Here is a 17,434-nt window from a genome sequence, read left to right as displayed (position 1 = left end):
GTATGGGTATTGATCCGGGCGGAGAACTTCGATTTGAGGGGGAAGCTCGATGGTCGCGCTGAGTGGCTTACAAATTGTGCTTGCCATCGCATGTGGCGGGGTCGTCGGGTTCACGCTGGGCCTCATCGGTGGCGGCGGGTCGATTCTCGCCGTTCCCCTGCTCCTCTACGTGGTGGGGATTCACAACGCGCATATCGTCATCGGGACGACCGCGCTCGCGGTGGCGGTGAACGCGTGGATCAACCTGATCCCGCACTGGCGGCACGGCCACGTGCGATGGAAGCCCGCGATTTTCTTTGCCATCCCAGGCGCCATCGGGGCGGTCGTGGGCTCCATCTTCGGCAAGATGCTCGACGGGAAGGCGCTTCTGTTCTTGTTCGCCCTTCTCATCCTCGCCATCGCGATTCGCACGCTGATTCAGGCACGGCGCGGAAACGGGAAGACTGCGGCCGCGGATCCGACCGGACGGTTCCGATGGGGGCGGGTGCTCGCCACGGGCGGCGGTACAGGACTGTTGTCCGGGTTCTTTGGCATCGGCGGCGGATTTTTGATTGTCCCAGGACTCATGTTTGCCACGGGGATGGAGATGATCGACGCCATCGGGAGTTCGCTCGTGTCGGTAGGGCTCTTCGGCGTCACCACGGCCGTGTCGTACGCGGTCTCGGGACTGGTGGCGTGGAACGTGTTTCTGCTGTACGTGCTCGGCGGGATCGCCGGAGGGTTTTTCGGTACGCTCGTCTCGTCGAAATTGGGCAACCGAAAGTCGCTGCTTCAGACCATCTTCGGCTCGATCCTCGTGCTTGTTGCACTTTACATGTTGTACGATAACATCAGTATCTTGATCCACTGAGGGCGGCTTACGCGAGGCCGCCCATCCGACATTGTGGCGACAAAGGTGGGATTCCTATGGAATACAACGATCAGATGAAAAACCGCCTGAAGCGCATCGAAGGCCAGGTGCGCGGCGTCATTGGCATGATGGAACAGGGCAAGAGCTGCAAAGAGGTCGTGAACCAGCTCACGGCCATCCGCACGGCGGTCGATCGCGTCATCATGTATGTCGTCGGCGAGAACATGGAGCAGTGCATCCGCGAAGAGCTGGCCGGCAAGGGTTCTGCGGAGCACGTCATCCAGGAGGCTATCGAGCTGCTCATGAAGAGCCGCTGACGGGGGCCTTCATGTACACGAGCTGCGTGGTCGTCGCCAGGAGGTCGCCATCTTGTGACCACACTTCGCCGATTTGGTCGAAGAAGCCGTGGGAAAAGCCGGTGGCGCGAGCGACGCCGAGCAGCTCGTTGGTGCCTTGGCGGAAGATGGTCTCCGGATCGGCTAGAAAGTACACGGTGAATGTCACGGTGCCGATGGGGACAGGCCGCTTCAGCTTCACGTAGACACGTGGCACAAAGGTGTCGCAGAGCGCGGCCAGCGCGGCGTGATCGAGCGGGCGAGGCGGGTCGTCGCGCATCCACTGGTAGGTGGTGGCGTCCCGAACGTCGTCGAACGCCGAGCCTCGGATAAGGCGAACGTGGTACCACTGCATCCACGGGAGTGGCGCGGGCGCGACGAATCTCGGCACCTCCCGAGGCGGGAGTACGTCGGGCATCATTGCTTCGGTATGGAAGAAGGATTCGCGCCGAATGCCGAACACGGCCGTTGCGGTGGTGACCACTTCTCCTTCCTGCACCATGGTCAGCGTGAAGTGCTGCGTCGAGCGGTTTGTGCGGACCGGCACCGCTTCGATGACAAACGGCGCCACCTTGGCGGGCGCAGCAAAGTTCACGGTCAGTGCGAGCGGATGCCCGAGGCGCTCGGGATGGGACATGGCGGCTTTGAGCATGGTGGCCGCGGTGACGCCGCCGAACGGCCCCACCATGTTGTAATACTCGCCTCTGACTTCTCCGTGAAACCGCTGGCCGTCATAGGAAAGCGCGGTGGCTTGGTCGAATGGATGTGTCACAGGTTGCGACATGAGGTCCTCCCTGGCGCTGGGGATGGTTGATTCGCATATGAAATAGAATAACAAATGAAAAACGGACAGGAAAGCGTAGCCGCTCCTAGGGATGCGTCGTTCGATGGGCCAAAATTGAACGGCGGTGGCGCGTTGGAGACCTTGACGACCAATCCCAGGAAGACTACGATGGGTGCGTCAGGCTGTCCTTTGGAGCGTCGAGCGCAGACCCTGGTGTTTCATCCCAGGATGGCCCCCGCTTTTGGCATCACGAATGCCCGATTTCCCATCAAGGTTTCTGAGAATTGGGAAAGAAATGGGAGCTCTGCGTCGCCTACGCTCCATCTCCGCGCCATCCCCATGCGCGAATCATGCAGAGAGGGAAGTGGCACCGTGATCGGCATCGCGTTCCGTTTCGCCGCAGGCGCGCACTCCGTGCCTCTCGAGAAGCCCATGGAATCGGAAATCGAATGGCCTCCTTCACCGTGGCGGATTTTGCGGGCGCTCGTCGCGACCGCCACCCGCATGCGGCTCCACTTGACAGGCTTTCGTGGATCGCTTCATGCGCTCGTGGAAGCGCTATCGCTGGAGCCACCGGTCTACACGCTTCCGCTGGGCGTCGAGTTCTCGCATCCGGATCCGGCAGGGCGCGCTCTTTGCGCCATCCTACGCGTCCCTCGCCCGTCAGCACTCTGCGTATTTTGGCCTCATCTATCACTTCAGTCGGACGAATTAGAGATCTTGGAAAAAATCCTGGACGAGCTTCCGGCTGCATGGTCTGCAGCGGACTGGCTCCATTGCCACGTGTTGCACAAGGTGCCGGATCGAGTGGATGCGCGCCCAGCCTCTTTCGCCGAATCCGGTGAGCCGCAGGCTGAGCGCCGAGTTCGCGTGCAGTGGCTGTGTCCGCTGCCTTCGCACACGTGGGTGAGCGCTCCGGCATCATCCGCCGGTCGAAGACCTGCCCACCTGTTGGACGCCCTCACACAAGGCGACGGCGTTGTTCCTTCGCCCGCGGCGCGTCCAGTGACCTATGTCCTGGAGGGACTTGCGGGGCGCAGTGCGAGAAGGGCAAGGCGTTCGTATCGTCTGTTGGCGAATCGAGCAGAGGTGAATGCCGCCCGATATGCCATCGCTGATGCGGCCCGTCCTCGGGTCACCGATGCGTTGGACATCTCAGAGGTCTTTCATCAGTCCATCCTGAGCCGTTACGACGATCGCGACGAGCCGGCCCCGCTCATCATCACGGGGCACGAGCCAAATGAGCCGGGGGCCGTCAGCCGGCGAGGCCATCAGCACGTGTTTGTGTTGCCCGAGGATCTCGATCACGACGGCCTCTTAGATCACGTGCTCATCTACGCGCAGGAGCCGTTTCCCGAAGGCGTCATTGCAGCGCTCGAGCGCATCCGAACACTGGTGACGCCCGACTGGTGGCCGGGCCCGAAGCGCAGGTGGCGCGTTTGGCTCGAAGATCTGTGGCGTGTCCCGAGGGTGGGAGAGAGGGCCACGCCTGTGCTCGAAGATGGCCTGGTGGGGCCTGCGCGCATTTTTGTTTCCGTCACGCCGTATCTTCACCCGTGGCATGCAAAGCAAGGCGGGGCCAAATTCGGGCCCGTCGAGCAGATTCGCAAGGAACTAAAGCTTCGGGGCTTGCCGGAACCCGTGGCCATCACGCCTCGTGCGGCGGCCCATATCGCGGGACAATCGGTGCCCGCGCACAAATTCCGTCGGCTGCGCTACGGCAAGCGGCAGAACATCCCTGGACGGTGGGGCTCGTTCTGGCGTCTGGAGTTTGCGGAACCAGTGTTTGGCCCTATCGCGCTCGGCGCGAACTGCCACTTCGGAATGGGACTGTTCGCGGCCGATGCGGACGAGACAAACGGCGCTTGCAGTCCGACCGAGGACGCGGAGATGACCTAACGAGAGGCTTCGCAGCGCCGTGGGCGAGTTTTCCTTTTTCTCCTGCAACCTGCGCCTCGTGTGTCACATAGCCACCCCCCTCTCCGGGAACACGAGGGGGAGGAGGTGGTTGCATGGAGATCAGGTGGGCTCGCCTGCTTGCAATCACGGGCATAGCCATCGCCGCGGCGGCCGCGATGTTGCCTGGCGCGGTGCGCGCGGGAGAAGGTCCGCGCGCCGTTCGCGGGGCGCATCCGGCAGCGGTCGAGTGGCAGTCGGCTTCCGCCGCGCCGACGGTGTACGGTTTGCGCCGGTTCCCGTATCCGTATCGGGCCATGCTGGCTCTGTCCTCGGATGCGGACAGTCAGACGCTGCGCAAATTCAACCTGGTGCATCGCTTTATCAATACGACACAAATGACCCCACTCGGCCGCGGACTCGGACTCGACTACGCCGACTCGTTCTTCGTGTATAACGCGAACGACCAGCGCCACATCGTGGACGAAGTGGGGCGCGTTCCGCTTCAGCGCGAGTTCTCCTACTTCCGCGGCACGAGCCAGGTGCCTTACGGCGCCAAGGCCATCCACGCGTATATCCGCGACGGCTGGATCGACACCCTGCACACCTACGGCGACTTCAGCCAGATGAATCAAGAGACGACGCGTTTTCGGCGCCATCTCGCCGCGCAAGCTGTCGCCGCGCTGAAAGCCAACGGTGACTTCGTCGAGGTGTGGACGGATCACGGCAATCGGTCCAATGTCGACAACTTTGGCGCGCGAGGTCGCGGGCGCTTCTATGCGTATCAGCAAGGCGATCTGCCGGGATCGCCGTATTACCACACGGATCTGACCCTTCCCTACGGCATTCGATTCGTGTGGCCGGACATCTCGAGCAACGTGTTCTCGCGCCCGTCCGTCGTGTTTCCTCTACGCCTCGCGGATGGGCGGCGCGTATGGGGATTTTGGCGCTACACGAACGAGCGCTACACGCCACAGGGCGCGGTCGTGTGGAACTGGACCCCCTACGGGCTCCACGAGCAACTCTCCGAGGCGCACCTCGCACGCCTCGAGTCGGACGGCGGGTTCGCCGTCGTGGCGCAGCACCTTTGTGGCACGCCGTACCCAGGCGTGCTGCCGAGGGACGCCGTGGCGGCGCTCGAGCGCCTCGCGGAGCACGAGCGAAGCGGCAGACTGCTCGTGACGCGCACCAGCCGCCTGCTCCACTACAACGTCACCCGGGATCACCTGCGCTACGACGTGACCCACGCCTTTGGCCGCACGTATATCCACATCCGTGCCGTGGACGATCCCGTCTTGGGCCGGCACGCTCCCACGCTCGACGAGGTGCGCGGGATCACGTTTTACACCCAGAACCCGCGCCGCACCGTGCTGGAACTCGGTGACCGCCCCATCGATCCCGCCATGGTCGTCCACAATCCCTCCGATGGGATACACCCGTCCATCGGCATCCGCTGGTATTCGCGGGACACGGACGATCACGCCGTGGACGTCGCGGGCGTGTCCTAGGCGTCCGTCAGACAGAAGTTTTCGCAGGCGGGCTTCATCCGGGACACGCGCCGCGCCAGGAAGGTCGGCGGCCCAGTATCCTGTAGTATCCCGCGAATACTCAGGGTACAAGGGAGGATGCAGGTCATGATGAAGCCATGCCCGCCGATTGTATGCCCGCCCATCTACGAGTACAACGACTGCTACGTTTGCCGGGAGGTGCCCATTATCCAGCCCGTGGTGCGGGTGAATCGCCAGTTCATCGTCAACGTCCCGCGTTACGTGATGCAGCCCGAGACGAAGAACGTCACGGTCGACCCCGGTTGCCCAGGCGGCAACTGCTGAGTTCCAGGTTCAACGATGGCGCACACCCTCAGTGAATCGGCTGTTCCGCCGCGCGCGGAGCGGCCGATTTTGCTTTCCAGCTTCTTGTACCCCGCGTGTACGGGTACAATGGAGGCAAGGGGGCTGCCGCAATCTCAAGGCCCACCTTCGGATTGAACCGCGGCGCGGTGGGAGACGTCTATCGTGCGGATCCCTGCGGCTGAGTCCATGGCGCGCCTGGCTTGGGGGCGGACCGACGCTCGCCGACGGAGGTGATGCCCGTTTGGAACAAGCGGACCTCGAACTGATACGCCGAGCGCGACACGGCGATCCGCAGGCGATTGAAACCCTTGTGCGCAATTATCAGTCCTTTGTATATCGAACCGCCTATGGCATCCTGCAGAACGCCGCGGACGCCGAAGATGCGACGCAGGAAGCGTTCATCCGCGCGTTTCGCTCGCTCGGACGGCTTCGCGAGGACCGCACGTTTCCGACGTGGCTCGCGCGCATCGCGGTCCGCATCTCGCTCGACATGGTGCAGGCCAAGGCGCGCCGCGCGCAGGATCCCACCGAGGAGACTCACGGTTCCGTCGCCGGAGGTGAGGACGCCGCTTCGCTCCGGATTGACCTGGAACGCGCGCTGGCCAAGCTCAGTCCCGAGCACCGGACCGTGATTGTCCTGCGGGCGGTGCACGGCCTTGAGTACGACGAGATCGCCCAGGTGCTTGACATTCCCATTGGCACCGTGCGATCCCGCCTGCATCACGCGCGCATGCAACTGCGCACGTATCTCAGCGGCGAGAGGGGTGATAGCTGATGCAATCGTGTGAGTTCGTGGAGCCCATGTTGTCCGCGTACCTGGACGGCGAGCTCGCGAAGGACGACAAGGCCCGCGTCGAGGCACATCTCGCGGCATGCGCGCGCTGCCGAGGGCTTGTCCATGCCATGCGGGACGATGAACGCGCGCTCTTGTTGTGGGCGCGAACGCTCACGGCGCCGGTTGACATGCCCATGCGCGTCCTGAACGCCCTTGGACTGTCGCGCCAAGAGGTGCAGTCGCGGCGACTCGCCTACGTGTACTTCGCGAGCTTGGCGTTGGGGGTGGCGTTCGTCCTCGCCGCTGTCAGTCTGCCTGCCGCATCTGCCGCGGCGATTCTGTTTCATTTTGCCCTGGCCATGGTTCGCGCGCTGTTTGCGCTGCCCTGGTCCGTGCACGCGGAGTGGCTCGTAGTGCTGGGCGCCCTGAGCCTCATCATCCTCGTGCTATCGCTCACCTGTCTGCGGCGGGCGCTCCATTGGACGAGAAGCGAGGTCGTGTGGCGATGAGGTGGGCGAAGCGAAGTCTGGCCGCGGCCATCGGCGGTCTCATGCTGTTCGCCACCGCGCCCACCGTTACAGAGGCGTCCGTCGTCTCGAATCAGGGGCTCATCCGAACGAGCGCGACCGACGTGTTGCCGGGCCAGTCGGTCGGGGACATCGTCGTCGTCGGCCACGACCTGACCATCGGCGGGACGGCCGATCACGTCCTGGTCGTGAACGGCAACGTGGATCTTCTCCCCACCGCCCGCGTGGACACCGTCATCGATCTCGGCGGTGAGGTGCGCACGTTGCCCGGCGCGACGGTGCACAAGCTGCTCCACGCGACCCTCGGCAACCCGTTCTGGAGCGGCGCCATTGTCGCGGGCCTCGGCGCGCTGGTGGCGTGGATGGGCCTCCTCGCGGTCGGGATTGTCCTCACCGCCCTGCTCACCGTCATCGCGGCGGCCTTGCGCGAGAGCATCGAGGTGCCCCTCGCCGAACTCGAGAAGTCCGCGCGCCGAGCCGGCCTGAGCGGCGTGTTTGTCACCCTGGCTGTACTGGCGCTCGCCGGACTTCTCGCGGCGACGCTCGTCGGCATCCCGGTGGCGGCGCTCTGCCTGGCACTCTACGCGATAGGCGCCGTCGTCGGCCTCGCCGTCGTATCGGTCTGGATTGGCCGGATGATTGTCGGGCGGGATCGCGCGCGAGAAGTGTGGAAGGCGGCGCTTGCCGGCGTGAGTTTCATCGTCGCGTTTTCGAGCATTCCCATCATCGGCCAGATTTTGTTTCTGGTCCTGTGGCTCGCCGGCGTCGGCGTGACCGCCGAATGGCTGTGGCGCTGGCGTCATCGCCGCAGAGCCAATCGGGCCCCGACGTAAGGATTTACCGCGCGAAAAAGCCCTTCCGGACGCTGCCGGAAGGGCTTTTCAAGTCGTCGTGTGAACGGGCGTGGGCCTCGAAGGTCTCCAGCGGGCTGGGGTCTCTTGGTCAGCCTGTCAACCGCGCGAGGTGTGTCCGGCGCGCTGTGCTTCTTCCGTGGTCCTTCCGTAGCCAAACGGCCTTGCCACGAGCCGCGTCAGGGGCATGATGCGCGATGCGAGCGGGCGCACCACCGCGCTCGCCAAAAGGCCCACGGCCATTCCGCCGATCACGTCGGTCGGATAGTGCACGCCCACGAATACCCGCGCGATCATCACGAGCACCGCGATGACCGTGAAGGGCAACCAAATCCACCTCGGCGTGCGCCCCCACGAGCCTCCGGCAAACCCCCACGATCCGGCGCTGTGATCGCTCGGATACGAGGCATCCGCGGGATGCGGGATGAGCTCAGTGTACGTGCCCTTCGGAAACACCACGAACGGGCGCGGCCGAAACCAGACAAAGTGCGAGATGACGACGTTCAACACAAGGGCGAGCACGCCAGAGAAACCTGCGACGGCGAGTTGGTTGCGGCTTTGGAGATCGTCCTTGGGCAGAGCAAACCAATAGGCGATGAACAGCGCCGCATACAGCTCGAGCGCGTCCTTCGCGAAGAAGATCATGACGTCGTCCAGTAGCTTGTTCTTTCCCGCCAGGCCGTTGATGAGGTGGTACAGGTGTACGTCGAACGGGTTTAACAGCGCCGCGTGAATCACGCGATCACTCCTTTCCATCACCGTGGGCATGGACCGGTGAGAGGCGGGAAGAGTTCACGGGTGGGGGGGAGATGAGCCGAAAAATCCTATTGCGGCAACCAAATCGTTTTAGTAACTTGGTGATCAAGACAAACAAATCGATGAAAGCGTTTGAATGTGAAAGCGGCGTCAGCGCCTGATGAACGAAGGAGGCTTCCCGTGACACCCGTGTATCTTGATCCCGCACAGTCCATTGAAGCGCGTGTCGACGCGCTCCTGGCCGATATGACGCTCGAAGAAAAGGTCGCTCAACTCACGTCCATCTGGGCGTTCGAAGTCCTGGATGATCTCGAATTCTCCGCCGAGAAGGCCGCAGCCCTGCTCGGACAGGGCATTGGACAGGTGACCCGTATTGGCGGCGCCACCAATCTGGACCCGCCGGATGTGGCCCGCCTTGCGAACCAGATTCAGCGCTACCTTCGGGATCACACGCGCCTCGGCATTCCGGCGCTGATCCACGAGGAGTCGTGCAGCGGCTACATGGCCAAGGGGGCCACCTGCTTTCCACAGACCATCGGCATCGCGAGCACGTGGGATGTCGATCTCGCCCGCCGCATTGGCGCCATCATTCGCGATCAGATGCGGGCCGTGGGGGCGCGCCAGGCGCTCGCGCCGCTCCTGGATGTGGCCCGGGATCCGCGCTGGGGCCGGGTGGAGGAGACGTTCGGCGAAGATCCGTACCTCGTGGCGCAGATGGGCGTCGCGTACGTCCGCGGGCTTCAGGGAGATGACCTGAGCCAGGGCGTGATGGCGACGGGCAAACATTTCGTGGGTTATGGGGCGTCCGAGGGCGGCATGAACTGGGCGCCAGCGCACATTCCGGAGCGCGAGCTGAGAGAGGTGTACCTGTTCCCGTTCGAGGCGGCAGTACGCGAGGCCGGGCTCGGCGCCATCATGCCGGGGTACCACGAGCTCGATGGCGTGCCCTGCCACGACAATCCGGGGCTTTTGCGCGAGACGCTCCGCGGGCGCTGGGGCTTTCAGGGGCTCGTGGTGTCGGACTATTTCGCTGTGAATCAGCTGTTCGAATATCATCAGGTGGCCAGGGACAAGGCGGAGGCCGCGGCGCTCGCCGTGCGCGCCGGGGTGGACGTGGAGTTGCCGACGCGTGACGTGTACGGCAAACCGCTCATCGAGGCCGTGGCACGAGGGCTCGTCAGCCCGGCCGAGATCGACGAACTCGTCCGCCGGGTGCTCACGTGGAAATTCCGGCTCGGCCTGTTCGATCACCCGTTTGTCGACGAGGGCGCGGCCATCGCCGTCTTCGACAACGCGGAGCAGCGCCGGGTGGCCCGGGAGGCGGCGGAGAAGTCGATGGTCCTCCTCAAAAACGACGGGCTTCTGCCCCTCGCGCCCCGAGGCACCATTGCCGTGATCGGCCCGAACGCGCACACGACGCGCAACCTGGTGGGCGATTACGCCTACCCGTGCCATATCGAGTCGCTCCTCGAGCAGTCCGAGGACAATGTGTTTCAGACGCCGCTTCCGAGCGGCGTGAAACACGTGGATGAGTTCATCTCCATGCGGACCATCCTCGAGGCGATTCGGCATCGCGTCGGGGCGGAAGCGCAGGTGGTCTACGCCAAGGGATGCGACATCTTCGACGGAGATGACGCGGAGCTCGAGGAGGCGGTGGCGCTTGCCGCGAAGGCGGACGTGGCGGTTGTGGTGGTGGGCGATCGCGCCGGGCTCACGGACGCGTGCACGACAGGGGAATCGCGAGACAGGGCCACGCTCTCGCTCATCGGGCGTCAGGAGGAACTCGTGCGCCGGGTGATGGCGACGGGAACGAAGACGGTGGTGGTGCTCGTGAGCGGCCGGCCGCTCGCCATTCCGGACATCGCTGAGCGAGCGAACGCCGTTCTCGAGGCGTGGTTGCCGGGCGAGGAAGGCGCGGAGGCGGTGGCCGCGGTCCTGTTTGGCGACGTGAACCCGTCCGGGAAACTGCCCATCACGATTCCGCGCAGCGTCGGGCAGGTGCCGATTTACTACGGGCATAAGCCGTCGGGGGGCCGGTCGCACTGGAAGGGCACGTATGTAGACGAGAGTAATCTGCCGCTGTATCCGTTTGGGCACGGGCTGTCCTACACGGAGTTCACATACCGGGATCTGGTGCTGTCTCCGCATGAGCTTGACGTGCACGGCGAGGTCGAGGTGTCGTGCGTCATCGAGAATGTCGGGGCGCGCTCGGGCGAAGAGGTGGTGCAACTGTACGCGCGCGACGTAGCGGCGGACGTGACGCGGCCGGTGAAGGCGCTCTGCGGCTTCGCGCGAGTGTCCCTCGCGCCGGGAGAGAAGGCGCGGGTGCGGTTCCGGGTTTCAGCGCACCAGTTCGGCTTTTATAACCGGGAGATGCGGTATGTCGTGGAGCCGGGCGAGATCGAGTTTATGGTGGGGGCGTCGTCGGAGGACATCCGCCTGCGCGGGATGGTGCGGATCGACGGCGTCATGACGGAGATTGAGCACGAGAAGGTGTACCAGAGTGCGGTGGGCGTCGAGCGGATATGACGCTGGCAAAAGGGCGCCTCGCATTGGTCTGCGGGGCGCCCTAATTTGAGCTTGCGGGCAGTCAAATGAGGTACAATGGAACCGAGTATACTGGGTGCGATCCATCATCACGCAGGGGAGACTCGTCTTGGAGAAAACGGCAGATCAGGCGCTGATGAAGGAGATCAACAAGTCGATTGTCTTAAACCGCATTCGGTTCCACAGCCCTATTTCGCGCAGCCAGATTTCGAGCGAGACGGGCCTGAACAAAGCGACGGTGTCCGCGCTCACGGATGAATTGATCCGCGACGGACTGGTGTTGGAGGTGGGACAGGGGAGATCCCGCGTGGGGCGGCGGCCCATCATGCTGTTGTTCAACGCCAGTGCGGGCAGCGTGCTTGGAGTGGAACTGGGCGTCGAGTACGTCCGCGTGGCCATCACGGACTTCGCCGCGCGGGCGCTCAGCGTGCGTGAGGTGCCGCTTCCGAGAAACCTCGGCGCGGAAGAGGTGCTTGAGCGGTTGCGCGCGTCGGTTGCGCAGGCGCTCGCCGAAGCGCCAGAGAGTCGCTACGGGGTCATCGGCATCGGTGTCGGTGTGCCGGGCCTCGTGGATTTTGCGCGCGGCGTGGTGTTGCGCGCGCCGCACCTCAAGTGGGAGAACATCCCGCTCAAGGCCATGATGGAGAGTTGGTTCGGCAAGCCCGTCCTTGTCGACAACGAGGCCAACGCGGGCGCGCTCGGCGAGAAGCTGTACGGGGCGGCGACGCACGTGTCGAGCCTGGTGTACATCAGCGCGGGGACGGGCATCGGGACCGGGATTGTCATCGGGGACGAGCTCATCCGCGGCGCCGACGGCGTGGCCGGCGAATTCGGCCACATGAGCATCGATTTGCACGGGGAAACCTGTCCGTGCGGCAACGTGGGTTGCTGGGAACTGTACGCCTCGGAGCGAGCGCTCATCGCTGCCTACGCCAAGCTGACCGGCGAGGAGCTGGACTTCGACGGGGTGCTTGCCCGGTTTCGAGCGTCCGATCCGGCCGCGCTCCAGGCCTTTCAGACCGTCGGGCGGTACCTCGGAGCAGGTGCGGTCAATCTTGTGAATGGCCTCAACCCGGCCATGATGATCCTCGGCAATCGGCTGGCCGAGGGCGGGCGCATGGTGACGGACGCCATGCAGCAGGCCATTCTATCCAGGTGCCTCGTGAGCTCTTACGCCAAGGTGGTGGTGCAGCCTTCCGCGCTCGGGCGGGACGCGTGCGCCATTGGATCGGCAGCGCTCGTCCTGCACGACTTCTTCGCAGGCCCGCGCGCCAGGGTGACGTCGCGCGCCACCATCGGGAGATGAGGCCGCGCCCGCGCGCGGCCGATGGACAGTCACGGCCCGTACGGACTGTTTCGGTGGGTGGAAGGCCGACTGGCGGACGGCGCGTTCTGAGCGCGGTCGAACAGCCGCTCCACCGCGTGAAACATGGCCTCGCGGCTTTGCGGGATGCACAAGAGCGTGGCGCCGAGGCCGACCCCAATCCCTCCAATGACGGGCCATCCCCAGTGATTCTCCTCATGGCGAGCCGTGAGCGTTCGATGACGTCGAGACATCCTCAACCACCTCGCGGTTAACGTTCCTCATGGCTCGCCAATCCATGCGGTTTTGCCGTGTACCTTTCACCCTCAGCGTGCACGCACCGGCGCCATCGCGGGCGCACTCCGCACACATCTTCCCCAAATGGGCACACTTCACAGAGAACCGTGCGGTGAGATTGTGACCAAGCTCCGAACATTGTCGAACTTGGTCGAGGTTTTACGGAAACTTAACAAAACCATCACGACAGCTTTACGCGAATCATGTAGTTTCTTAACGATTCGATTCAATGGGGGATGAGCCGTGTCGAAGCGCAGTGATCAACTGTTTGCGTTTCTGGTCGAGATCGCGGAGAACATCGCGCAAGCGACCGAGACGTTCCAGCGGGAGCTGGAGCAGGGAGGCGATTTCGGAGCCCTGGCGAGTCGCATGAAGACATACGAGGACAAGGGCGACGAACTGATTTCCAAACTCATCTCGCTCCTCAACAATACGTACATCACCCCGCTCGAGCGCGAGGACTATGTCATGCTCGCTACGACGCTCGACGACATCATCGACGGCATCCACGCCTGCAGCGTGCGCTTCACGCTGTATGACGTCACGGGTTCAACGCCGACGATGATCGAGTTCGCGAAGGACATCCATCGCAGCGCCAAGGAGATCCAGGAAGCGATTCACAAGCTGAACGAGCGCAAGCTGCTCCAGATTCGCGATCACGTCAAGGAGTTGAACGTCCTGGAGAAACACGGCGATCAGCTTTTGCACGCCGCGCTTCGGTCTCTCTTCGCCGAGAGCAAGGACGCCATCGAGCTCATCAAGCTCAAGGAGATCTACGAGATCCTGGAGAGCGTGACGGATCGTTGTGAAGATGTGGCGGACGTGCTCGAGTCCGTGATTCTGAAAAACGCCTGAGGTGCGTCCGCATGCTGGTTGTCATCGTGCTCATTGTGATCTTGGGACTGGTCTTTGACTTTACCAACGGATTTCACGACACCGCAAACGCCATCGCGACCAGCGTCTCCACGCGGGCTCTGTCGCCCAGGGCGGCTGTGTTGCTCGCGGGCGCGATGAATCTGACTGGCGCCATGACCTTCACCGGCGTGGCCAAGACCATCGGCGGCAAGATCGCCGATCCGCTGAAGATCCCGCACGGGACCATCGTCGTGTTGTGTGCACTCGTGGCCGCTATCTTTTGGAATTTGTTCACATGGTACTTCGGGATTCCGAGTTCCTCGTCCCACGCCCTCATCGGCGGGCTGACGGGGGCCGTGATTGGCGCGGCGGGCTTTCACGCGGTCGATCTCGCCGGATTCACCTCGATCATCGAGGCGCTCATCACGTCGCCCATCTGCGCCTTCGCGCTGGGCTTTGCCATCATGTGGGCGTTTCGCGGCGTGTTCGGCTGGAGGTCTCCGCACAGGGTGAACCGCGTGTTTCGTGTGTTGCAGTGCTTTTCGGCGGCTGCGCAGGCGTTCATGCATGGCACGAACGATTCGCAGAAGACCATGGGCGTCATCACGTTTGCCCTCATCGCGGGAGGGTATCAGCACACGATGCACGTCCCCTTGTGGGTGAAGACGCTCTGCGCCATCGCGATGGGCGTCGGCACAGCCTCTGGGGGTTGGCGGATCATCAAGACCGTCGGGTCGAAAATCATCAAAATTGAGCCCATCAACGGGTTTGCGTCCGACCTGACGAGTTCCATCATCATCTTCGGTTTCACGTTGTTTAAGTTGCCCGTGAGCTCCACGCACGTCATCTCCTCCGCCATCATGGGGTCGGGTGCAGCAAAGCGCGCGCGAGGCGTGCACTGGAATGTGGCGGGACGCATCCTCGTCGCGTGGCTAGTGACGATTCCGATGTCTGGGCTCATCGCGGCGGGGCTCACGAAGCTCGCGCTCTTGTAACGGAAGGAAGGGCAAGCCCACTGTGCGGCTTGTCCTTTTTGATGTGCTCGACCCACCTGTGGCCATCGGCACGCTGAAACGCATTCGCCCGCGCGATCGTCTCCTTCGTAGGAGGTGGAGGTCGATGCGCGGCAAGTGGTTTACCGCGGGATGCGTTGGACTCTTTCTGATTTCCGTCATCTTGGTTTGGAGGTTTGCAGAGCAATACGTACTCGCCGCGTATGGGAGTTCGGGTGTCCCAGGGGGACAGGCCGTCAACCCGTGGGGCGTGTGGCTGGCTTTGGCGGTGTGTGTTGGCGTGGTGTCGGCCCTTGGCGCGGCCATCATGTTCGTGCGGATGGCCTGGAAGGATTGGCGGATGTGGCGTTGAATCGATCCGAATCCCGTCGCGTCGGAATGGGAAGCCCGCGGACGATCATGTCCAAGCGGGTCTTCTTTTTGGCGAAAACAACATACAATATTGACTGCAACATAATCATGATCTATTGTTTGATCACATTGTCAGACAATATAGAGAGGCGCGTTCCGCATGCAGGAATGTACGCGTTGATCCTCGCGCAAGGGTCCGGTAGCTTCGAAGCCAGTGAGGCGGACGCAGCGGAGGGGAGGGAGAAGGCGTAGCGCGCAGGGCATGAAACCGGTTGCAGATAAGGACTTGCTGGGCCCTCTTTTGATAGGCAAATATGTCGACAAAATCCTATGGAAAGGGTGACATCCCCGAATGGATCAGGGACCTCAGAAGCGATTCTGGCGCTATGAGAACGGCGTCGTCCTCATGATGTTCTTCACGTTCGGCTTCGTCTTCATGGAGCGCCTGAGCGTGGTGTATCTGTTTCCCTACTTGGCGCCGGATCTCAAGCTGAACAACGCTCAACTCGGCATGATTGTGTCGGTTCTCGCCATTTGCTGGGCGCTCTCCGGGTTCTTCTTCGGCACCATTTCAGACTTTTTGGGATCGCGCAAGAACGTGCTCGTTCCCATCACGCTGGCCTTTTCACTGCTGTCCTTCCTCACGGGCATTGCGAAGAACTTCGGCCAAATGCTTGGCATTCGCGCCCTGATGGGTGTGTCGGAAGGGCCAGTGCTGCCCATCGCGCAGGCCGCCGTGATGGCCGACTCGACGGAGGCGAGGCGCGGCTTCAACATGGGCTTTGTCCAGAGCGCGCTCGGCCTCATCGGCTCGACGTTCGGTCCGCTCATTCTCACCTGGGCGGCTACGAAGTATTCCTGGCACGCTGGTTTTTACGTCGCGGGCATTCCGGGACTCATCATGTTCTTCGTGTTGCTTTTCTTCATGAAAGACCCCAACAAGCGCATGTCGAAAGAGGAGCTTGCGAAGAGCGAACATCGCTTGCGCAAAGAGGACTTCCCGGTGGTGTTCCGCACGTGGAACATTTGGTTTACCCTGCTCATCGCGATCCTCATGATGACCTGGTTGTTTGCGTTCACATCGTTCGCGCCGACGTTCCTCGTCGAGTACGATCACTACACGGGCGAGCAGATGGGCGTCATCTCGGCAGCGATGGGCCTGGGGACGTTCTTCTGGGGGTTCATGGGGCCTTACATCTCTGACAAGTGGGGGCGCCGACCGACGCTGGTGTTGTTCTCCTTCATCGCCGTGCTGTCCCCGCTCGTGCTCATCTTCGTGCACGGCTCGGTCGCGCTGATGTGCGTGCTTGGCTTTCTCACCTGTGCCGGGCAGGCGTGTTTCCCGCTGTTCATGGTGGTCATCCCGGGCGAGTCGCTGTCGCCGAAATACGTCGGCACCGCGGTGGGCCTGGTCCAGATGGTCGGCGAGCTCATTGGTGGCGCGGTGATGCCCACCGTCGCAGGCGTGGCCGCCGATCACTTCGGGCTGCCGGCACCCATGTGGATTGCGGCCGCAGGCGCCTTTGTAAGCGGCATCATGGCGTTCTTCATCCGTGAAACCGCTCCCATCCGCCTGCGCCGCCGCGGACAAGTGGCGAGCGAACCGGTTCAACTTTGAGTCATCAGTGGCGCGGCGCAGCCGGGCCGCCGTCGGCGACACGGACGGCGGCTCGAATGGCCGCGTTTTCGATGGCGGCGTACATCATCCGGGCGCTTTCGACGTTGTCCGATGACTCGGTTTCCGCTGGCCGCGAAGTCCTGAGCGCATTGAGCATTTCGCGCAGGCATGCGGCATGGCCTTCCTCGGCCATCGGTTCCACATCGATGCGCACGCGCCTGCACGGTCGCAGGAATCCGTGCGCTTCCTCCAGCGCGATTTCCGCTTCGGGATTGGCCGATCCGTCCCACAAGATGGTCCCTCGGCTTCCCACGATGCGCCACGTCGACTCCCACGATGTCCGGAATCCCTCCGCGGACCAACTGCCGCGATAGCTGAACACGGCGCCGCCTTCCATCTCGAAGGCACAGATGGCGCTCGCGCATCCCTCGTACCAAGAACTCGCCGGGTTGTACGCCAGACATAGAGCCGTCTCAGCCTTGGCACCGCCGAGAAGGAACCGGGCTTGGTCGAACGTGTGGATGGCCATGTCCAAGAGCAGCGGATGTTCCATGCGTTCCCGAAAACCGCCGAAGTGGGCGCCGATGAAGAAATCCGCGTGAATCTGCTCCACGCGGCCGATGAGCCCGCGCTCGATGGCCCGCCGGATGGCGCGAAGGTGCGGCTCAAAGCGGCGATTCTGCATCACGATGTAGCGCCTGCCGGATCGCGTCACGGCGTCGAGAATGGCGTCCGCATCCGCGCGGGTGGGGGCGAACGGCTTTTCGGCGATCACGTCGCAACCGCGCTCAAGTGCCGCCACGCAGATGGCGCGACCCGAAAC

Annotated in this window: 18 protein-coding genes; 14 read left to right on the top strand and 4 right to left on the bottom strand. The window is 63.1% G+C overall.

Features of this window, described 5'->3' with window-relative positions; all coding sequences use genetic code 11:
* Window positions 1–49: 49 nt before the first annotated feature.
* Window positions 50–850, top strand: coding sequence for a sulfite exporter TauE/SafE family protein (locus AC27E8_RS09355; protein WP_487099202.1), 801 nt, complete (start codon window positions 50–52; stop codon window positions 848–850).
* Between the two features lie 56 nt (window positions 851–906).
* Window positions 907–1,167 carry a metal-sensitive transcriptional regulator gene (locus AC27E8_RS09350; protein ID WP_008339346.1) on the top strand — a complete coding sequence of 87 codons (261 nt, stop codon included), beginning with the start codon at window positions 907–909 and terminating at the stop codon, window positions 1,165–1,167.
* On the opposite strand, the gene AC27E8_RS09345 is transcribed toward AC27E8_RS09350, so the two are convergent.
* Entirely contained in the window at window positions 1,151–1,969 is an 819-nt protein-coding gene (locus tag AC27E8_RS09345) for an acyl-CoA thioesterase (RefSeq protein WP_487099203.1), read from the bottom strand. The genes AC27E8_RS09350 and AC27E8_RS09345 overlap by 17 nt on opposite strands.
* A 372-nt stretch (window positions 1,970–2,341) precedes the next feature.
* On the opposite strand from AC27E8_RS09345, the gene csb2 reads away from it, so the two are divergent.
* The 6 genes from csb2 to AC27E8_RS09315 all read left to right on the top strand — a co-directional run bounded on the left by csb2 (window position 2,342) and on the right by AC27E8_RS09315 (window position 7,853).
* Window positions 2,342–3,868, top strand: a complete 1,527-nt coding sequence (gene csb2 / locus AC27E8_RS09340) for a type I-G CRISPR-associated protein Csb2 (protein WP_487099204.1) — start codon at window positions 2,342–2,344, stop codon at window positions 3,866–3,868.
* A 113-nt stretch (window positions 3,869–3,981) separates the two neighbouring features.
* Complete coding sequence (locus AC27E8_RS09335; protein ID WP_487099205.1) at window positions 3,982–5,373, top strand: hypothetical protein; 1,392 nt, start codon at window positions 3,982–3,984, stop codon at window positions 5,371–5,373.
* 126 nt (window positions 5,374–5,499) lie between these two features.
* Window positions 5,500–5,697: a hypothetical protein gene (locus tag AC27E8_RS09330; protein ID WP_008339338.1), complete on the top strand. Its 198-nt coding sequence runs from the start codon at window positions 5,500–5,502 to the stop codon at window positions 5,695–5,697.
* A gap of 262 nt (window positions 5,698–5,959) precedes the next feature.
* Window positions 5,960–6,493, top strand: a complete 534-nt coding sequence (locus AC27E8_RS09325) for an RNA polymerase sigma factor (RefSeq protein WP_487099206.1) — start codon at window positions 5,960–5,962, stop codon at window positions 6,491–6,493.
* Complete coding sequence (locus AC27E8_RS09320) at window positions 6,493–7,002, top strand: anti-sigma factor family protein (protein WP_487099207.1); 510 nt, start codon at window positions 6,493–6,495, stop codon at window positions 7,000–7,002. Before AC27E8_RS09325 ends, AC27E8_RS09320 begins: the two co-directional genes overlap by 1 nt.
* Window positions 6,999–7,853, top strand: coding sequence for a hypothetical protein (locus AC27E8_RS09315; RefSeq protein ID WP_487099287.1), 855 nt, complete (start codon window positions 6,999–7,001; stop codon window positions 7,851–7,853). Before AC27E8_RS09320 ends, AC27E8_RS09315 begins: the two co-directional genes overlap by 4 nt.
* Before the next feature lie 117 nt (window positions 7,854–7,970).
* Here the strand turns inward: AC27E8_RS09315 and AC27E8_RS09310 are convergent, their stop codons facing one another.
* On the bottom strand, window positions 7,971–8,609 hold the full coding sequence (locus AC27E8_RS09310) for a phosphatase PAP2 family protein (protein WP_487099208.1): 639 nt from the start codon (window positions 8,607–8,609) through the stop codon (window positions 7,971–7,973).
* A gap of 198 nt (window positions 8,610–8,807) precedes the next feature.
* Between AC27E8_RS09310 and AC27E8_RS09305 the strand changes: the two genes are divergently transcribed.
* Both AC27E8_RS09305 and AC27E8_RS09300 read left to right on the top strand, forming a co-directional pair.
* Window positions 8,808–11,156, top strand: coding sequence for a glycoside hydrolase family 3 N-terminal domain-containing protein (locus AC27E8_RS09305; RefSeq protein ID WP_487099209.1), 2,349 nt, complete (start codon window positions 8,808–8,810; stop codon window positions 11,154–11,156).
* A 127-nt stretch (window positions 11,157–11,283) separates the two neighbouring features.
* Window positions 11,284–12,480 (top strand): ROK family transcriptional regulator, encoded by a 1,197-nt coding sequence (locus AC27E8_RS09300; protein WP_487099210.1) that lies wholly within the window; start codon window positions 11,284–11,286, stop codon window positions 12,478–12,480.
* Window positions 12,481–12,509: 29 nt separating this feature from the next.
* Here AC27E8_RS09300 and AC27E8_RS09295 read toward each other — a convergent pair whose 3' ends face one another.
* Entirely contained in the window at window positions 12,510–12,731 is a 222-nt protein-coding gene (locus tag AC27E8_RS09295; protein WP_487099211.1) for a hypothetical protein, read from the bottom strand.
* A gap of 286 nt (window positions 12,732–13,017) precedes the next feature.
* Between AC27E8_RS09295 and AC27E8_RS09290 the strand changes: the two genes are divergently transcribed.
* From AC27E8_RS09290 to AC27E8_RS09275, 4 genes are all read left to right on the top strand, one after another.
* Entirely contained in the window at window positions 13,018–13,629 is a 612-nt protein-coding gene (locus AC27E8_RS09290) for a DUF47 domain-containing protein (RefSeq protein WP_008339331.1), read from the top strand.
* A gap of 11 nt (window positions 13,630–13,640) precedes the next feature.
* Window positions 13,641–14,624 (top strand): inorganic phosphate transporter, encoded by a 984-nt coding sequence (locus tag AC27E8_RS09285; protein WP_487099212.1) that lies wholly within the window; start codon window positions 13,641–13,643, stop codon window positions 14,622–14,624.
* Window positions 14,625–14,748: 124 nt separating this feature from the next.
* Window positions 14,749–14,994 carry a hypothetical protein gene (locus AC27E8_RS09280; RefSeq protein ID WP_487099213.1) on the top strand — a complete coding sequence of 82 codons (246 nt, stop codon included), beginning with the start codon at window positions 14,749–14,751 and terminating at the stop codon, window positions 14,992–14,994.
* Between the two features lie 351 nt (window positions 14,995–15,345).
* On the top strand, window positions 15,346–16,611 hold the full coding sequence (locus tag AC27E8_RS09275; protein WP_487099214.1) for an MFS transporter: 1,266 nt from the start codon (window positions 15,346–15,348) through the stop codon (window positions 16,609–16,611).
* Between the two features lie 4 nt (window positions 16,612–16,615).
* Here AC27E8_RS09275 and AC27E8_RS09270 read toward each other — a convergent pair whose 3' ends face one another.
* On the bottom strand, window positions 16,616–17,419 hold the full coding sequence (locus AC27E8_RS09270) for a Gfo/Idh/MocA family protein (protein ID WP_487099288.1): 804 nt from the start codon (window positions 17,417–17,419) through the stop codon (window positions 16,616–16,618).
* Window positions 17,420–17,434 lie beyond the last annotated feature (15 nt).

It is taken from the genome of Alicyclobacillus sp. CIJ1, assembly GCF_057538885.1.
This window is presented reverse-complemented; position numbering and strand designations above follow the sequence as displayed.

What these genes read in the sequence shown, in the direction of transcription:
- AC27E8_RS09355 (WP_487099202.1), top strand. Translation starts at nt 50, where the DNA reads ATGGTCGCGCTGAGTGGCTTACAAATTGTGCTTGCCATCGCATGTGGC.
- AC27E8_RS09350 (WP_008339346.1), top strand. Translation starts at nt 907, where the DNA reads ATGGAATACAACGATCAGATGAAAAACCGCCTGAAGCGCATCGAAGGC.
- AC27E8_RS09345 (WP_487099203.1), bottom strand. Translation starts at nt 1,969, where the DNA reads ATGTCGCAACCTGTGACACATCCATTCGACCAAGCCACCGCGCTTTCC.
- AC27E8_RS09335 (WP_487099205.1), top strand. Translation starts at nt 3,982, where the DNA reads ATGGAGATCAGGTGGGCTCGCCTGCTTGCAATCACGGGCATAGCCATC.
- AC27E8_RS09330 (WP_008339338.1), top strand. Translation starts at nt 5,500, where the DNA reads ATGATGAAGCCATGCCCGCCGATTGTATGCCCGCCCATCTACGAGTAC.
- AC27E8_RS09320 (WP_487099207.1), top strand. Translation starts at nt 6,493, where the DNA reads ATGCAATCGTGTGAGTTCGTGGAGCCCATGTTGTCCGCGTACCTGGAC.
- AC27E8_RS09315 (WP_487099287.1), top strand. Translation starts at nt 6,999, where the DNA reads ATGAGGTGGGCGAAGCGAAGTCTGGCCGCGGCCATCGGCGGTCTCATG.
- AC27E8_RS09295 (WP_487099211.1), bottom strand. Translation starts at nt 12,731, where the DNA reads ATGTCTCGACGTCATCGAACGCTCACGGCTCGCCATGAGGAGAATCAC.
- AC27E8_RS09285 (WP_487099212.1), top strand. Translation starts at nt 13,641, where the DNA reads ATGCTGGTTGTCATCGTGCTCATTGTGATCTTGGGACTGGTCTTTGAC.
- AC27E8_RS09280 (WP_487099213.1), top strand. Translation starts at nt 14,749, where the DNA reads ATGCGCGGCAAGTGGTTTACCGCGGGATGCGTTGGACTCTTTCTGATT.
- AC27E8_RS09275 (WP_487099214.1), top strand. Translation starts at nt 15,346, where the DNA reads ATGGATCAGGGACCTCAGAAGCGATTCTGGCGCTATGAGAACGGCGTC.